Source organism: Xylanibacillus composti (assembly GCF_018403685.1).
Classification (GTDB): Bacteria; Bacillota; Bacilli; order Paenibacillales; family K13; genus Xylanibacillus; species Xylanibacillus composti.
On the sequence record NZ_BOVK01000025.1, the window covers coordinates 84,762 to 101,958 of the forward strand.

At 56.9% G+C, this 17,197-nt stretch carries 17 protein-coding genes; 4 read left to right on the forward strand and 13 right to left on the reverse strand.

Features of this window, described 5'->3' with window-relative positions; translation table 11 throughout:
* Positions 1–27: 27 nt before the first annotated feature.
* Positions 28–726, forward strand: a complete 699-nt coding sequence (locus XYCOK13_RS10190) for a response regulator transcription factor (protein WP_213412041.1) — start codon at positions 28–30, stop codon at positions 724–726.
* Positions 723–2,228, forward strand: a complete 1,506-nt coding sequence (locus tag XYCOK13_RS10195; protein WP_213412042.1) for a sensor histidine kinase — start codon at positions 723–725, stop codon at positions 2,226–2,228. Before XYCOK13_RS10190 ends, XYCOK13_RS10195 begins: the two co-directional genes overlap by 4 nt.
* Before the next feature lie 6 nt (positions 2,229–2,234).
* On the opposite strand, the gene XYCOK13_RS10200 is transcribed toward XYCOK13_RS10195, so the two are convergent.
* The 11 genes from XYCOK13_RS10200 to XYCOK13_RS10250 all read right to left on the reverse strand — a co-directional run bounded on the left by XYCOK13_RS10200 (position 2,235) and on the right by XYCOK13_RS10250 (position 13,984).
* Positions 2,235–3,515, reverse strand: coding sequence for a molybdopterin molybdotransferase MoeA (locus XYCOK13_RS10200; RefSeq protein WP_213412043.1), 1,281 nt, complete (start codon positions 3,513–3,515; stop codon positions 2,235–2,237).
* Positions 3,512–4,102: a molybdopterin-guanine dinucleotide biosynthesis protein B gene (gene mobB, locus XYCOK13_RS10205; RefSeq protein ID WP_213412044.1), complete on the reverse strand. Its 591-nt coding sequence runs from the start codon at positions 4,100–4,102 to the stop codon at positions 3,512–3,514. The genes XYCOK13_RS10200 and mobB overlap by 4 nt, the downstream gene beginning before the upstream one ends.
* A gap of 76 nt (positions 4,103–4,178) precedes the next feature.
* Complete coding sequence (gene moaA / locus XYCOK13_RS10210; protein ID WP_213412045.1) at positions 4,179–5,183, reverse strand: GTP 3',8-cyclase MoaA; 1,005 nt, start codon at positions 5,181–5,183, stop codon at positions 4,179–4,181.
* A gap of 196 nt (positions 5,184–5,379) precedes the next feature.
* Positions 5,380–5,763, reverse strand: coding sequence for a DnaJ family domain-containing protein (locus XYCOK13_RS10215; protein WP_213412046.1), 384 nt, complete (start codon positions 5,761–5,763; stop codon positions 5,380–5,382).
* A 1-nt stretch (position 5,764) separates the two neighbouring features.
* Positions 5,765–6,547 (reverse strand): molybdenum cofactor guanylyltransferase, encoded by a 783-nt coding sequence (gene mobA, locus XYCOK13_RS10220; protein ID WP_244865109.1) that lies wholly within the window; start codon positions 6,545–6,547, stop codon positions 5,765–5,767.
* An 18-nt stretch (positions 6,548–6,565) separates the two neighbouring features.
* A complete protein-coding gene (locus XYCOK13_RS10225; RefSeq protein ID WP_244865106.1) occupies positions 6,566–8,053 on the reverse strand; it encodes an FGGY-family carbohydrate kinase in 1,488 nt (495 codons plus the stop codon).
* A 158-nt stretch (positions 8,054–8,211) separates the two neighbouring features.
* Entirely contained in the window at positions 8,212–10,209 is a 1,998-nt protein-coding gene (locus tag XYCOK13_RS10230; protein WP_213412048.1) for a GTP-binding protein, read from the reverse strand.
* Between the two features lie 1,187 nt (positions 10,210–11,396).
* Positions 11,397–12,407, reverse strand: a complete 1,011-nt coding sequence (locus XYCOK13_RS10235; RefSeq protein ID WP_213412049.1) for a PP2C family protein-serine/threonine phosphatase — start codon at positions 12,405–12,407, stop codon at positions 11,397–11,399.
* Between the two features lie 31 nt (positions 12,408–12,438).
* Complete coding sequence (locus tag XYCOK13_RS10240) at positions 12,439–13,179, reverse strand: sigma-70 family RNA polymerase sigma factor (RefSeq protein ID WP_213412050.1); 741 nt, start codon at positions 13,177–13,179, stop codon at positions 12,439–12,441.
* Between the two features lie 18 nt (positions 13,180–13,197).
* Positions 13,198–13,632, reverse strand: a complete 435-nt coding sequence (rsbW, locus tag XYCOK13_RS10245; RefSeq protein WP_308443019.1) for an anti-sigma B factor RsbW — start codon at positions 13,630–13,632, stop codon at positions 13,198–13,200.
* 37 nt (positions 13,633–13,669) lie between these two features.
* On the reverse strand, positions 13,670–13,984 hold the full coding sequence (locus tag XYCOK13_RS10250) for an STAS domain-containing protein (RefSeq protein ID WP_244865107.1): 315 nt from the start codon (positions 13,982–13,984) through the stop codon (positions 13,670–13,672).
* Between the two features lie 171 nt (positions 13,985–14,155).
* Here XYCOK13_RS10250 and XYCOK13_RS10255 point away from each other — a divergent pair, with 171 nt between their 5' ends.
* Together XYCOK13_RS10255 and XYCOK13_RS10260 are read left to right on the forward strand one after the other, a co-directional pair.
* Positions 14,156–14,575, forward strand: coding sequence for a CBS domain-containing protein (locus tag XYCOK13_RS10255; RefSeq protein WP_213412052.1), 420 nt, complete (start codon positions 14,156–14,158; stop codon positions 14,573–14,575).
* Positions 14,576–14,737: 162 nt separating this feature from the next.
* Complete coding sequence (locus tag XYCOK13_RS10260; RefSeq protein ID WP_213412053.1) at positions 14,738–14,893, forward strand: hypothetical protein; 156 nt, start codon at positions 14,738–14,740, stop codon at positions 14,891–14,893.
* Here the strand turns inward: XYCOK13_RS10260 and XYCOK13_RS10265 are convergent.
* On the reverse strand, positions 14,890–16,272 hold the full coding sequence (locus XYCOK13_RS10265; RefSeq protein ID WP_213412054.1) for a methyl-accepting chemotaxis protein: 1,383 nt from the start codon (positions 16,270–16,272) through the stop codon (positions 14,890–14,892). The genes XYCOK13_RS10260 and XYCOK13_RS10265 overlap by 4 nt on opposite strands.
* Positions 16,273–16,383: 111 nt before the next feature.
* Positions 16,384–17,106: a uracil-DNA glycosylase gene (locus XYCOK13_RS10270; RefSeq protein WP_213412060.1), complete on the reverse strand. Its 723-nt coding sequence runs from the start codon at positions 17,104–17,106 to the stop codon at positions 16,384–16,386.
* Positions 17,107–17,197 lie beyond the last annotated feature (91 nt).

Consider the following 17,197-nt stretch of genomic DNA (forward strand, 5'->3'; position numbering starts at 1 on the left):
ACGGATGCCGAAGGAAAAACTACATGCATGGACGCACACATCTTGATTATCGAAGACGAAGAACAAATAGCCAGGGTGCTCATGCTGGAGCTGGAGCACGAAGGGTATCAAGCCACACTGGCGGCGGACGGACGCAGCGGCCTGGAGCTTGCGCTTTCCGGGCGGCAATGGGATCTCATCCTGCTCGATATTATGCTGCCCGAGCTTAGCGGAATCGAGGTGCTGCGCCGGATTCGCCAGGCCGGCTTGCGTGTGCCTGTCATTTTGCTCACTGCCCGCGATTCCGTCCCGGATATTGTCAACGGCCTGGATCGGGGAGCCAATGATTACGTCACCAAGCCCTTCGCCATTGAAGTGCTGCTGGCGCGGATTCGCAACCTCATTCAAGCGTTTCGGGAACAAGCTGATTCTTCTGTTGTGCTGCAGGTCGCCGATTTGGTTGTGGATCTGGCTCAGCGACGTGTAGAGCGAGACAGCACGCCAATCGCGCTGACGCCCAAGGAATTCGAGCTGCTGCTGCACCTGCTGAGGCATGAAGACGAGCCGCAGTCCCGGGAACAAATCATCCAGGACGTCTGGGGCTATGACTACGTAGGCGACACCAACATAGTCGATGTATATATCCGCTACCTCCGCCAGAAGCTTGACCGGCACTTTCATCCCAAGTTGATACATACTTGCAGAGGCGTAGGCTATATGCTGTCGACGCGAGCCGAAGGCCCATGAAATTGAAGACGCGTCTTGTGCTGTTCTCGCTTATTTGGATGGTTGGCATGATCGCCTTGTTCAACCTGTTCGTCTACTTTTATTTTGTGCGCATCAATGTCCGAAGCGAGACCGAGCTGCTCTGGAACCGCGCCCAGATCGTGCTGCGCAACCCTATGGTCAAGGACCCGGCCAATTGGGACGATCCCCGGTTGATCGAAGAAGCGCTGTCGTCCGATTCGATCGTCCGCATTATCGGATCGGATGGACGGTTGCGGCTTCAGATTCAGCGGGATGGGGAACTGCTTGCCCAGCATCCTGTGAAATATCGAACGACCTACCACACGCACATCTCCCGGGACAACGGCATTCGCCAACTGTTCATTCAGGTTCCGATTCGCCAGGAAGGGGTTCAAGTCGGCGTGTTGGAGCTCGGCAAACGCATGAGGGTGCTGGAAAACTACCTAAGCGGCTTGATTACCGCGCTATTGCTGACCACGATCAGCGCGGGCATCTTCGCAGTGTTCGGCAGTTTCCTCTACAGTCTGCTCATTTTCAAACCTGTCGGCCAGCTGCTCTCCACGATGCGGCATATACAGCAGAGCGGCTCGTTCGAGCGGCTTGGCGGCTCGTTTGCAACCCGCAAGGATGAATTCGGCCAATTGGGCAGAGCTTTCAATCAGATGATCGACCGTCTGGAAGAGAATGACCGGAAGCAGAGGCAGTTCGTCGCAGACGCTTCCCACGAGTGGCGAACGCCGCTCACTGTCATTGAAAGCTATGCGCAGCTTTTGGAGCGATGGGGACATGAGAAGGAAGAGATTCGAAAAGAGGCTGTTCAAGCGATCCTGAGCGAAACGAGACGTCTGCGTTCCTTGAATCAGTCGCTCATGAAACTGGCGGCTTTGGACGAATCGGCTCAGATATTCCGCAGCATTCCGCTGCTGCCTCTGGCGGAATCAGTCCGCCAGACGCTGAGCCGCGCCTTCAACAGGGAGATAACCCTGGACTGGTCAAGCGACCGGACCACGGCGTCCGGAAGCGGGAGCAAGCCGGCTAAATCCGCTCTTCCCGGCATCAAGCGGTTGCACCGCGGAAAGCAGCCATCCGCATCAGGCGTGCGGAACGAGGAGCCTTCCGAATCCATGAATGGGCCCCGTGTAAGAGGGGACGAGGAACTGCTGAAGCAGCTGCTCGTGATCTTGCTGGACAATGCAGTGAAATACAGCAGCGCTCCCGTGCATATCCGGCTAGTCGAGCATGATCATCATGTGGTGGTCTGCGTGGAGGACAAGGGCATCGGCATTCCTGAGGACGAGCTGCCCCATATTTTCGAACGGTTTTACCGCGTGGAGCCATCCCGCAATCGCGCAACGGGCGGGGCGGGGCTAGGGCTGGCCATTGCTATGCAAATCATCCGCCTCCATGGCGGAGACATTGATATAAAAAGCCGCGCTGCAGCCGACCGCTGCCCCGATGCCCGTAGCGGCACCCGCGTCTGCGTCACGCTGCCGCGCGGTTAAGCGGTCTTACCTCTGCATGGCAAAATCAATATAGTCGACCAACTGGCCTTCAACAGCGCCGCTCCCGCCAGCGGGAATCAGGATCAGCCCCGTTCCGTCCTTCACGGTCTTCAGCATGCTTGATTTGTCAGGCCCAGCCGGCGCAACCCGCAGCTGCCCTCCCTCTATGCGGCCGCAGGCCCGCACATAACGCGGGAACGGCGACGGCTTCGGGAAGGACACATCCAGCACAGCCCGGCACGTGCGCGGGACTGGCGCTGCCGCTCCTTGCATGGCGCGCAGGACTGGCTCGGCGAACAGCTTGTAGCCGACGAAGCAAGCGCCGGGATTGCCTGACAAGGCCAGGAGCAGCCTCCCTTCGCTTACTGCGGCGGTAGTCGGACTGCCGGGCCGCATCGCAACCTTGTTGAACAGCACACGACGTCCTGCCGAACCGTTATCCTCATGCGGCCATGCGGCAAACCACTCTGTCAATATGTCATAATCCCCTACCGACACGCCGCCCGTGGTAATCATCAGATCTGCCTGACTCCATGCCTCTTCCATGCCGGCTATCGCCGTTTCTGCATGATCGGGCAAAGGAGGGAAGAGGACGGGAACCGCTCCGGCCTCACGCACAAGCGCCGCAATCATATGGCTGTTGCTGTTGCGGATCTTGCCTGGCTGTATGGCCTCGGTCACCTGCAGCAATTCCGTGCCGGTGGAGATGATCGCCACCTTCGGACGGCGGTATACAGGCACAGCGGCATGGCCGAATGTGGCCAGCACAGCAACCTCGCCTGCCGTTATGCGTTCCCCCTTGCGCAGGACGGTCTCGGACTGCTCAATCTCGTAACCGACAGGCGTGATATTCTCGCCCGGCCGCACTTCCCTCTTCACGCCGACCTTGTCGCCTGCCGAAGCCGGACCGCTGTCGCGCCGGTTCGTCTGCTCCAGCATAACGACCGCATCCGCTCCCTCCGGCACGCAAGCGCCGGTCATGATCCTCGACGCTTGTCCCTTGCCCAGCTTTCGGGTTGGCAGTTGCCCGCATGCAATGGTCTCCAGCACTTCCAGCTCCGCCATCGAGGCAGGGGAAGCCCCAGCCGTATCCAAGGCGCGAAGCGCGTAGCCATCCATGCCGGATCGGGGGAAATGCGGAACAGGATGATCCGCCTGGATATCCGCGGCCAGCCATCTTCCCCACGCCTCTTCCAAGGCGACTTGCTCGGTATCCAGCTCTGAAGCGCAGGAGAGCACGCGCCTCTGAGCCTCTTCTACAGACACTGCTCTGCGATTGAATTTCATGCCTCCCCCTCGTTTCCTTGCAGTTCCTTGCTCGCGTTCGCCTGGACTGACGCCAACAGCCGATTCAAGGATGAACCGTGCGCGTCGGCAAGAGGGACAAGCAGCAAGGAGGGCTGGACGTTGCCCGTGACCGATGGAGGCGGCTCCGCCTCCGGCCAATACACGACCGCACAGACAGACGTCAATTCATGCAGCAAGCGCCAATGCTCCGGTTCCCGGATAAGCAGAATTTTCGGATAGCCAGCAGCTTTATAGCCCTCTATCACAATGACATCCACATCTCCCAGCAGCGAGAGCAGACGCTCGAGCTGTTCCCGCTCGCCAATAGAACCGCGTTGGAGCGGCTGCGCTTCGCTGCGCATGACAGCCGTGCGATAAGGAGAGGCTATGGCCACCGCCGAAGCCCCCGCCTGTCCATGGCGCCATGTATCCGTTCCTTCCCGGTCAATATCGAAATCATGCGCATCGTGCTTAACGGTCGCAACCCGCAGGGCTTTTGAACGCAGCTGTTCGATTAGCTTGCAAATCATCGTTGTTTTTCCCGTATGCTTGTAACCGACTACTTGGATGATCAACGGTCTGGACACGTTGCGCCGCTCCTTCCCCTGCTTCCTATACATTGGGCCCCGCTTTTTTTATCACACCTTATCTCCATGCAAAGGGCTAGCCGCCAATTTGGGACATTCTCCGGACGGTCGGCAAATGCGACTGGGCCTCGCCATTCAAGGCATTGGCCATTTCGTGATTTTCCGGCTTGATGTCCAGCGCCTTAAGGAACAGCTCTTCAAGCGCCTCATCGTTCCCGATGTAGCGGCGCACGTTAAACTCATCATTCCAATACAGGCAGGGCTTGATATTGCCGTCAGCCGTCAAGCGAAGCCGATTGCACGTCTGGCAGAAATGGTCGCTCACCGGATGGATTAACCCAAATCCGCCCCGGCTTCCGGCAATCCGGTAATCTTGCGAAGGTCCGTTGCCGTATACCTGGCCATTCTGCTCTATTTCCCAACCGCGTTCCTTGCAGCGTTCCAGCACCGTAGACAGGGGCAAGTATTTCCCCTTCCACCCGTCATCACTGTGACCGATCGGCATATATTCAATGAACCGAACTTGGACCGGCTTGTCGATAGACATCTGCAAGAAATCGTCGATTTCGTCGTCGTTCACACCTTTCATCAGCACGACATTCAGCTTGATGGGCGACAGGCCGATGCGAAAGCTCGCGTCCAAAGCCTGCAGCACACGGTGAACATCTCCGCCTCTGGTTATGGCTGCAAAACGGTCCGGCTTCAAGGAATCCAGGCTTATGTTGATCCGCGTCAGTCCCGCTGCTTTCAGCCTATCTGCCTTGGCGGCGAAGAAAATGCCGTTCGTGGTCAATGCGATATCCTCAATTCCCGGTATGGCGGCAAGCATCTCGACCAGCTTTTCCAGTTCCTTGCGCACCATCGGCTCGCCTCCGGTCAGGCGCAGCTTGCGTACGCCCATCCGCGCAAGCACGCGCACAACCTCGGCAATTTCCTCATACGTCAAAATATTGGAATCCGGCTCGAACTCCATGCCCTCGGCCGGCATGCAATATACGCATCTCAGGTTGCAGCGATCCGTTACCGATATCCGCAAGTAGTCATGCACGCGACCGAAACGGTCGATCAATTGTCTGGCCATTTGCTTCCCCCCTTCGAACACTTTGCGCAGCCTGCTTTCCGATTATTATAGCAGAGTCCTCGACCTTCGGCAGCCTGCACGCATAACGGGAAACTGAGCTTTTTTCATCAAAGCAGCGGATGTCTGAACATTTCGAGTTATCTCGCTATCACACCCCGCATTCCGCTTGCACCCGCCGCCGCATTCCGCTGCCTGCTCACTCGTCTGATGCGGTTAGCTTCTCCCGCATTTTTGGGCCGTACTGGGCATACACCTCGGAGCTCTGCCAGCCTCTCCTCCCCATGAGCGCTTCATAACGCAGCCGCTTCACGGACAGCTCATCGCGAAGCTTACTGCGCTCCGATTCATCCTTGCAGCAGGCGAGCAGCTCCTCCAGCGTTATCAGCTCCTTACGCAGCTGCATCTCCTCTGGAAGCATACCCGCATTCTTGAGAAGCTTGAAGCCGAGCCGGAGCTCTGGCGGAACGCCAGCAGCATCGTCAGGGGGAAGCGGTTTGCCCGAACCCGGCAATTGGTCGAAGTCCCCTTTTTCCATCGCTTCGCGAATTTTCTCCTCCACGATCGCGTCCATCCACCCCATCCTATTCAGCCCCTTTCCTTTGTTCCTCTTCGCTTGCGAAGCCTTCCGCTTCCCGTCTTTCTTCTTCTAATGCACGTTCGTACTCCTCCGGCGTGTTCACATTGCGCACGAACCGTTTCGCAATTCCCGCCGCATCCCACGCCGCATCGTTCAAATAGGTGACGCGGAGCTGCGCGAGCAGCCGCGCCATGCTCCGGTCGCCGCGGGCTATACAAACCTTCGCGGCTTCGCAGAGCGCCCTGGTGCGATAGACCGCCTGCAGCGGTTGGCGTCTTCCTTCAACGTCCGGCACCACCGCCTCAGTCTCGCCGCGCAGATCGGCGAGCATCCGTGCTGCCGCAGCCGCTGAGACAAACGGCATGTCGCCCGCCGATACCCATACCGCTTCAGCAGGCTCCTGCCTCCCCTCGTGAAGGGCGCTCACAATGCCGCCAAGCGGGCCTATGTCTGCAAGCCGATCTGTCCGGACAATCAGGGGAACGCCAATGCGCTGCTCGATTTCCTCTATTTGCAGCTGCGAGACGGGCGTGTCGGCCGCAACTGCTACATAAATATGTCCGCATAGTTCGGCCATCGCCCCGACAATACGCTCCAGCACTGTCTCTCCCGAGAACGTCAGCGCCGGCTTCAGCTTGCCGCCCATCCTCGTATTGCGGCCGCCTGCCAGAATGAGTCCGCAGCGTGCAGCAGGCTTCGGCGCTTCCCCCTGCCAGCCTGCTGCGCGGCGCGGATTCATGGCGCGATCGGCGCTCGCTCCTCCTCGCGTCAAATCGGCATTCCGCATACTCACCGACTCGGCGCCTTACGCGAACTTGCCGTAGAACTCGCGAAGCGCAGGCTGCAGGGCGGCATAGCCCTCCTCATAGAGCTTGCGATAATGCGCATGGCGCTCCGGATCGGGCTGAATGAGCTGCGCTTCCCTGCGCAGGGCAGCGGCGCCCGCTTCCTCAATCGAGCCGTAGACGCCGGCGCCTGCCGCAGATGTCAAAGCCGCGCCAAGCATCGTCGCTTCCTCCACCGGTGGAACTAACAGCTCGCAATTCACTATATCGGCTTTGATTCGCAGCCAATGCGGATTGCGTGTCCCGCCCCCGACTACAAGCAGCCGGCGTATCGGAAATCCGCCAATCGCCTCGGCCTCCCGCCGGATCGCTTCCAGCTGATACGCAGTGCCTTCGAGCACAGCCTGAATCAAATCGCGGCGGCTGTGCTGCTTGGTGAAGCCGATCAGCGCCGCCTTCGCGCGGGCATCCGGCGAAGGCGCGCCGCTTCCGCTCAAGTAAGGATAATAGAGCATGCCGCTCGGCTGCGCATTCCCTTCATCCAGCCAACGCAGCAGCTCCTCATAGCGAACAGGTTCGTCTCCCAGCTGTGTGCGCCACCATTCCACCGAGCCGCCTGACGCAGAGTTGCCGCCCATCCAGAAGTAATGGCCCGGCGCCACGTGACAGCCGTAAGACAAGCCCGATTCATATTCCCTCCGGCCTAACGGCCTTTCCGGGAAGGTGCCGACCAGCGTCTCGGCCGTCCCCATGGAATCATAGACGACTCCAGGCTCGATTGCTCCTACCGACAGCGCGGCGCACACATGGTCATGCCCGGAAATGCCCACCGGCGTACCGGGCTGCAGACGGCCAATCCCGGTCTGTACCTTGCCGACCGTTGCGCCCGCAGGGTGCGCCTCCGGGAAGATGGCCGGATCGATGCCGAAGTGCCGAATCCACGGCTGATCCCATTCCTTCGTATCTATCCGGAAGGCATAGGTGCGCGCTGCCAGTGAGTAGTCGAAGGCGAACTGCCCCGTCAGCCGATAAGCGATATAGCCCGATGCCGACAGCCAGACCGCATTGTCGAAGGAGGACGCATCCCGCTCCTTCAGCCACAGCAGCTTCGGCAATCCATGCTTGAAGCTCAGATGCAGGCCGCTCTTCGTAAAGCGTTCGTACACGTCTGCTTCCCGCTCGATCCGCTCCGCTTGCGGAACGGAGCACGTTTCGTACCACGGCAGAAACAGCGAGCGCGGCGACCCGCTTGTCCGATCCACCAGCAATCCTGCTTCCGCCATGCTGGTAATGCCAATGGAAGCCACAGCCGGATGACCGGCCTTCTCCAACGCTTCCTCCATTGCAGACAGCGCCGTCTGCCACATTTCCTCCGGATCGTATACGGCGAAGCCTTCCGGATGCGTGTGCACCGGCGTAGGCCTGCTTGCCGCGGCAACCTGTGTGCCGTCCAGCGCAAATAACCCGGCTTTCATATTCGTTGTTCCAATATCTATCCCTAGCAGCAAAAAGAATTCCCCCTGTTCTCCCCGGCAGCCTCGCGCAACTGATGATTTGCGGAACTCAGCCGTTTTCTCTCACTTTACCACAAACGGCATGCGCCACAAAGCTCCAATCGTTTACTCCCGTCCGCCCTGTTCACGGTGCCCAAGCGGCTTCCGCCCGCTTATGAGGATGTGATCGCGCTGCGCACGGCCAAAATATATTTCGCCTGATCCAGCGGATTGACGCCGACGCGAGGCCGCTCTGCCTCCACATCGGGCGGACATTCCTGATAACCCGCGAAAAATGTGGAGAGCACGCCGCGCCCCTTGGTCATCGAGCCGAAGCGTGCCGGAAAGTCCAGGGAGGTAGCCACCGGCAGCTCGCCTTCCAGCTCCATGCGCTCCTGCCGGACAACGGGCGTGTCGAAGCGACCGCGCATGCCGAGCAATTCGTTCATGACTCTGCCGCCCACTTCTTCCGGAACGGAAATGCGGAAGCGCAGCATCGGCTCCAGCAGCTTCGTCCCAATCCGGTTGAGTCCATCCATGATGCCCATAGGTGTCGCCACAACGAAATCCAGCGGATGCGTATGCCATACGTGGTGCTCCCCCTCGATCAGCGTCACCCGCAGATCGGTCACCTCCCAGCCGCGCAGCCCTTGCTGCAGCGCCTCGGGGACGCGCCTTTCCACTTCATTCTGATAGCTCTCGAGCAGCCGGTCTGTCCGTACGATTGAGGAATACTGCAGACCGCTTCCCCGCTCCAACGGCTCTATGCGGAAGCGAAGGATCGCCCAGCAGGGCTTCGGCGTCAGATAAGCCACGTAGCCTTCCCCGACACCGGCAGGCGTTTCCTTATAGATAACCGATGGCGGATCGAACGCTACCTCGAGGCCGAAGCGGCTGCGCATAATATGGGAAAGCACTTCCACTTGAATCGGCCCCATCACCTTCAAGTGCAGCTCTCTCTGTCCCTGCAGCCACTGCAGGTCGAGCAGCGGGTCCTCGTCCGCCAGCTCCTGCAGCGCGGCTACAACGGCAGGATAATCGGCTTCGCTGCGCCAGCGAACCTGCACCGTCAATAGCGGCACGGCCATTCGGGGCGCCTCCGGCACGTGGGCCGGATCGCCGATCACATCGCCGATGCGCACCCGATTCCAGCCGCATACCGCAGCAATATCGCCCGCTGCCAGCACCCCGACATCCTCCGCGCGCTGCCCGTCGATCTTACGGATTTGGGTCACCTTCTCCTCGATGTCTTGTGTCGCATTGCGCACAGACTCCCTGTTGTGGACAGTACCGCTGTACAGGCGAACATAGGCCAACTTGCCCATTGCCGGATCTCGCTCCAGCTTGAAGACGACGCCCGACACAGGCGCTTGCATGTCTCCCTGAGGCTCCGGGACCCCAATCACCATCGCGTCCATCAAAGCTTCCACACCGATGCCTCGATTGGCTGCTCCGAACAACACCGGCACCAGACGCGCCTGCCGCGTTAGCGACCAGACGAGGGCGGCGAGCTCTTCCCTCGCGATCGGCTGATCGTTCAAGTACCGCTCGAGCAGCTGCTCATCCTGCTCGGCTGCCGTCTCAATCAGCTGCGTTTCGAAGGCTTCCGCTTCAGGAAGCAGCGCATCCTGCAATAGCTCAAGCAGCGCCAGATTGCCGGTGTAAGCATCTTCCGCTCCCATAGGCGCTTGAATCGGCGCAGCCCTATCCGTCAACAGCCTCTTCACTTCATCTAACACCCTTTGCGGGTCCGCCCCGACCCGGTCGAGCTTGTTGATGAAGATGATCGTTGGCAGTCCGCGGTCTCGCAGCGCCTGCCAGATTACCTCCGTCTGCGCCTGTACGCCCTCGACGGCCGATACGACCAGCAGCGCGCCGTCCATGACGCGCAGCGACCGCTCCACCTCCGCCACGAAGTCGACATGGCCCGGCGTGTCGATAATATTCACCGTCATACCCTGCCAGTCAAAGCGTGTGACAGCGGCGCGCACCGAAATCCCCCGCTCCCGCTCCACGTCCAGCCAATCGGTTTGTGCGGTGCCATTGTCCACACTGCCCAGCGCGCGCGTCCTTCCGCTGTGGAACAAAATTTGTTCGGTTGTCGTTGTTTTCCCGGCATCCACGTGAGCGAAGATGCCGATATTGCGAATCTGCCTATGCTCTGCTGCCACTGGTGTCCGTCTCCCTTATCCTATGCTGTCCTTTTACTCTACCCCTCCCCTGAATATTGTGCAATATCCTGTACTCCGTTCAAAGCACGCTCCATTCGCATTCGGTTGCGGCACCCAGCAGCAGACGAGCAGTAGCAACCTATTCCGGAATTTCGAAGGAAGGAGAGCAAAAGCCACAGGCTGCTGCCCAACCTCTACTGACCACTTAGCCACTAGCCCAAGCCACCAACCACCTACCTTATAACCACTAACTACTAACTACTAACTACTAACTACTAACTACTAGGGATTTTAGCTTCCGCCCGCTTCCTCGAGCAAACGAATAGGAGAAGAGCAAATTCGCGGCAAGAAGTATACGAGAATGACATGAAGTAGGGCAAGCTCCTCTTGTGAAGCCATGAGAAACTCAGCGCCAGCTACGATGACATGACAGAGTGAAGTAAAAAACTCGAAGCGGCAGCCGATAGGCAGGCAAATCGTCACGCCGTGCGGCACCTGCTATGAAGATGAAGCAGGATATATGAGGCATCACCACTGGATCAATTGAAGGCCGGAATTATGGAAATGCGCCACATATGAGGCAATGCGCCACTTGGAGATAGAAGAAGTTGAAATAGAGCGTTGCTCATTACTACGAAGGGGAATCATCACACCTTGCCGTACTCGATCGAAATAAAGGAGGAAGATGGTGTTTTGTACAGGAGAGTAGGGCAGGAAGACTGGACCAGACTCATTTGGAAGGAAAAACGTATGTTTAGAGCTCGCTACGAAACGATAGAAGGAGTGCGAAGCAGCAGTTACTTTGAATTTACGGAGGCACTGCTCGTGAACCCCCCCAAATCCTCCCTTAGGAACCGAATAAAGGAATTATATGGTCTTATACTGGAGCTTGATCGGTTCCAACAGCAAATAAGGTAAAAAAGTGGATTTATCCCGCTCCAAATCGACGCCATTCAGCATCTGCGCAGCAAATAAGACCACATTTCCCCGCTAATTCGATCCAAATTTCTCCTTTGGCGAAATAAATCCACTTTTTCCCGCTATGTGTGACCGATTGAACCGATTGAACCTCGTCCGTCTGGACCCCGTCCGAGATCACGACCAACTGGATACTGGCCGCCCACTAGTTCCCACCATTCTCAGAAGTCCGGCCGCAAGCTGCGGAGCCTTCCGCTAAACCGCCGGGCTCAGCGTGCGGTACGCCGGAACAGCAACAAGGTTTGATCATCAGGTGTGACATAGCCGTTGTCTGCAGCCACATAGCGGTGGAGCTCCTCCACAATGGCTTGAGCGCTTTGCGTCAAATCAATGTCCTTCAGCCAGCGGCGAAGCTTCTGGTTGTTGTCAATGACATCAGGCTCACGGCTCTCGGTGACGCCGTCCGTATACATCATGACGAAATCGCCGGGCTCGAGCTTCACGCTGCGGGTTTTGTAAGTGAAGCGCGTGGACAACCCCAGCGCCACCCCGTCTGTGCGAATGTCGCGAAAGCGGTTGTACTTCGCCTTATATAATAAGGCCGGTTCATGCCCCGCACTTGAATAGTAGAACCGTTCCTTGTCCTGCATATACTTGCCCCAGAACATCGTAATGAACATCGTGGCCTCGCTGTTTTGCACGATAAACCGGTTCAGCGCCTGCAGCGCCATGTGCGGGTTGTGGGAGTGAACCAGCACGCTGTCCATCGTAAATTTGATGGTCGACATGAGAATCGCGGCCGGCATGCTTTTGCCGGCTACATCGGCAACCAGCAGCTTGACTCCCCGCTCCGTAGGCAGAACATTATAGAAATCTCCGCTCACCTTTCGAGCCGCCACGCTGACTACCCCGATCTCCGTACCTTCGGGCATGACCAGATTGTCCAAATTCGGGAGCAGGGACTTTTGCACATCCGCGGCGAGCGTCAGCTCCTCGAGCAGCTGTGTCCGGCTGCGGATCAGCTCCTCCCTTTCCCGGAAAGCAACACTATAGTACACCACGAACTCAATGAGAAATTGGAAGGACTTCCTCCAGATGAGAGGCAGCTCCGCATGCCGGCTGGTTACATCCAGATGGAGGCCGATCGCTTCCTCCAAACCAATCTGACTGCTCATAAATGCTCTGGAAATTTCCCTTGCTTGATCCAGCACCTGCTCCTCCTGGGTATGTAAATACTGTTCAAGCATACGCTCATACCGCTCTATCCATTGCTTATCCATGTAAGGCGGAATCTCCTTCACCCCGGGATCATTACTTTAATCGGTCCTTCAATTTCTGGACAGCGCGCTTCTGCATGCGGGATACGCTCATCTGCGAAATCGCCAGCCTGGAAGCTACCTGCCTCTGGGAGAGCCCTTGCTGGAAGAGAAGCTCCAGCACCTGACGCTCCACCTCGTCAAGCGCCTGCATCGCTTCCTCCAGGACCAACCGATCCTCCAGATGGCGGAAATCGTCATTGGCCGCTGCAATCAGATCGCCTCGCAAGGTCGTGCCTTCTTCGTCTTTGACCGGAACATCCAGCGATACCGGCCGGTAATAGTCCCGGCCCGCCAAGATCTCCACCGTCTCCTGTTCGGTCAAATCGAGCTCGGCAGCAATTTCTTTAATATTTGGCGAACGTCCCAAGCGCCCTGTCATGGCTTCGATCGTTTTTTGAACCTTTGCACCCTTTTCCTTGATTCGTCTCGGCACCTGAATGTACCAGGATTTATCGCGAAGATAGTTTTTCATATGTCCGATCATGCTTTTCATTGCATACGCTTCGAAGGGCACACCCTTGGCCGGGTCAAACTGCCGGAGCGACTGGTACAGCGACATCTGGCCCACCTGGAACAGATCCTCGAACAACTCGTTACGATTATAGGATAACTTATGTGCGCTCATTTTGACCATAGCTTCGAACTGGCGCAGCAGCCTGGTCGCCAATTCTTCGTTGTGCCCTTGTTGCAATTGCGCAATCCTGCTGTTCAGATCATTCAGATCGTCCTTCATCGCGAATCAACTCTCCCATTATTTCAAAAACTTCGTCAGAATCACTTCCGTCCCTTCTTCACTGATTACTTGCACCTCATCCATCAGCGCCTGCATCAAGTAGATGCCAAGTCCTCCCTCGACAACCTGCTGAATGTCGCTTTCCGTTACAGGCTGGGCATGGGAGGTTGCCGCTCCGGCATCGAAGCTGGCGCCATAATCCTTGACGGTAATCTTCATTCCTTCAGCAAAAGGTTCGAACCGGACATCGACTTTCTGGGCGTCATTGCCCGGATAGGCATGGAGCACCGCATTGTTCACCGCTTCGGATACGGCAACCTTCATGTCTTCGATCGCTTCATAGGAAAAACCGATATTGGCAGCAATGCCATATAAGGTATAGCGCACGACATCGATATATGCCGCTTCTGCTGGAATCTCCAACATCACCATCTTGTTCTTCAACACCAGCATATTCCCTCTTTCCTTTCCGTTACTGTTCGACTTCGCCTCACTGCCGAGAACCCCCGAGAAACCGGCTCACCCCTGTTATATCAAACAACCGCTTGATTTTGGGAGGAATATTGGAAATGGCTACCCCCGCATTCAACCGATCCCTTTCCTTCAGCATAGAAATCATGACCCCGAGCCCGGTGCTGTCGATGTACTGAAGAGCGCCCAGATCCATCTCGAGCAACTTGTCCGTTCGCCCTACGGATTGGCCGATGACTTCTGTCAGTTTAGGTGCCGTAGATAAATCGAGCTCACCTTCCGCAACGATCGTGATCTTCTGCTCCGTTTCTTCCGTGCGAACTTGAAACTTCACCTGCTTCACCTCTTCCGCATTCTTATAAAGGTTATTACCCGTTCAGGCTGCCGTTGAAACGAATGTCGGCACAACCAGGCGGCCGCTGGCAGCCTTTCCCCCTTATGCGCGCTCGATCTCATAATAGGGGGCGTGGTATACTAAGGGAGAGAGGAGTTAAGGAGGAACAGCATGAATATCGCTTTTTTTCTGTTGCCCAAAAAGGACGTTGTCTGTCTGACGCCCGAATCCACAGTGCGTCAAGCCTTGGAGCGCATGGAATACCATCGCTACAGCGCCGTTCCCCTGCTGGACGATGAAGGAAGATATGTCGGAACGATTACGGAGGGAGACCTGTTGTGGGCGTTGAAGAATACGCCGGACATGAATATCGCTTCGATCAACAGAAAGAAGCTGAAGGAAATCCCTTGCCGACTTCAAAACAAATCTGTATCCATCAATGCGCAAATTGAGGACCTGATTACGCTGGCAATAGCCCAAAATTTCGTTCCGGTCGTGGATGACCAAGACAAATTCATTGGTATTATACGCAGACGAGAAATTATGGAGTACTGCTCGCAGCTGCTTATGAAATCAGACGCTGTATCATGACTTTCAGCCTGCCGCAAAAAGGCCTAGTCGCACTTGGCGATTAGGTCTTTTTGCTTAGCTTGCTGTCTGCATAAATAATTATTGCGGCGCATAGTCGGCTGCGAACAGCTTGTCATACAATGAAGAAAAGCAGTCAGTACTCGGCATAGGAGGTCAGCCCAGATGCGCGCACGATGGCAAGAAGCAATCTTGGAGGAACTGCCCGAGCTTTTCCCCCATCTAAGCACACACGAGCACTCCCAGATGAAAAAAGGGCTGGCGGAATTGTTCCGCGAACAGCAGGAGATGCATGTCCGGCTGCTGTCCGTCCGCCTCTAATCCATTCGAATGTCCATCCCTACCACGCCTATCGTCTTCCCTTCCCCGTCTACTAGCGATTTGGATACTGTCACGCACGGTTTTTTGGTGATCGCCGATACATAGATCGGCGACACATACATATTCCCGTCCATGGCGCTTTGCCACCAATCCCGCTGCTTGGCGTTCAGCAGACCAGCCGGGGGACAGGAGTAAATAAACGTGCCGTCGGTTCGATTGGACCAGACCGCTTCAATCGCATCATTCGCCTCCAAGAAGCTCTTGAGCTTTCGTTCATGCACCTGCTCGTCAATTGGCATCAACTCGTGATCATCCACCAAGCTTTGTATCCACTCATGCATCTGTTCTTCCGCAATCGCCAAGCTGGCCGGATGATCCTGCCAATCCAGCTCCCTCACGGACGCTGCCAGTTCCCCGGATGCGCGTTCCAGTTCATCCCGGATCAAGGTCAGCTTATGAATTTGCTGCCGCTGCACCTGCATGTGCGAAACCGCTTGGTCGACACCCTGCAGCGTCTGGTTGGCAAGGACAACAACTTCCTGCAGCATGTCCGCAATGCGCGATACCACCTCGGATTGCTGCTCGTTGGAACGCCGCGCTTGGTCGACCAGCTTGTGGACCGACTGGACGCCAAGGAAGACGCAATCCATCTTGTCTTTCACCGTTCGCATTTCCTCGATGCCTTCCTGCACGGATGCCCGTTCTTCCCTTACTGCAGCCACGACTTCTTTGACTCCTTTTTCAATAGAAGAAACCAAATCCGAGGAACGTTTTACAGCACCGCTCCCCTGGTCGGCCAGCTTGCGAATTTCTTGCGCCACGACGGAAAATCCGTGCCCGTGCTCGCCCGCTCTTGCTGCTTCGATCGACGCATTCAAGGCCAGCAAGGACGTCTGGGAGACAACCTCCTGGATAAAGCGATTGATTTCATCAATCCGGCCCGCTTCTTCCGTCAATTCCATAATGCTGGTTTCCATCTTCTGCTGTACACCGTTCATCTTCTCCATGACTTGATCGGTATGCTGCAGCGAACGGGCAACTTCCAAAACGAGCGTATTCGTCTCCTCCGATTGCTCGCCCAGCGTTTGCGCCGCCGAAGTCATTTCGGCTGCCGCAGAAGCGGCCTCCTGCAAAGAGGAGAACACGCTCTCCACACGCGCCAGCGTCTGGGTGCCATTGCTCCGCAGACGGTTCTCATGCTCGACTGAATGATCCGCAACGTCGGTCAAAGCGGTTACCGTTACGCCTACTTCCTCTACCGCCCCCAGCATCCGGTCGGCCACCACTTGAGATTCCCGGGCAAATCGACGCAGCTGCGCTTCCTTGGCATCCGCCTTTGGATTGCTGCTTGTCCGCTTTCCAATCCGCCAAAATGACATGTTACCTCCCCCAATCATGTTATGATAGGTAACATTATAGCGGACTCCATCGAAAAATGGAACTATTTGTTCGGAAACGTTGTTGCTTGCCCTATTGCCAGTCGTGTGAGACTAAGGCTCCTGACTGTCATCATCCGGCAGCCGCCAGTCCAGCTCGCCCCGACCATGCACCTTCAAGAAGGCGTTGGCCTTAGAGAAATGCTTACTGCCGAAAAATCCCCGGTGCGCGGAAAGCGGACTCGGATGCGGCGCCCTCAGCAGCAGATGTCTCGCGGCAGTAATGCGCTGCGCCTTCTCCTGCGCCGGTCTTCCCCACAGCAGGAAGACAATAGGCTCCGGATGCGCATTCAATTGATCCATCACCGCATCCGTGAACATCTCCCACCCTTTTCCTCTGTGGGAGTTCGCCTCCCCCGCCCGAACCGTCAGCACGGTGTTCAAGAGCAGCACTCCCTGTGCGGCCCAGGCTTTCAAGTGCCCATGGCGGGGGATGGAGCAGCCGATATCGTCCTGCAGCTCTTTGAAGATATTGCGCAAAGACGGAGGCGCCTCGACACCCGGTCTCACCGAGAAGCTCAGACCATGCGCCTGTCCCGGTCCGTGATACGGGTCCTGGCCGAGGATCACCACTTTGACGTTGGCATAAGGCGTATGATGCAGCGCATTGAAGATGTGCTTCGGCTCCGGGTAAATGACCTGACTCCGATATTCTAGCTTCAGAAATTCCCGCAAGCGCAAATAGTAGTCCTTCTCAAACTCCATTTCCAGCAATGGCGCCCAGTCATTACGCAGGATGGGACGCTTGTCCCGCTTGCGTCCTGCTTGCGGGTTCATCGAGTGATTGCCAGCTTCCATGTCTCTGTCTCCTCCTATTCTCCCATTCTTTCATTGATGATGGGTGTGCCGACGATCGAGTAGGAGGGGG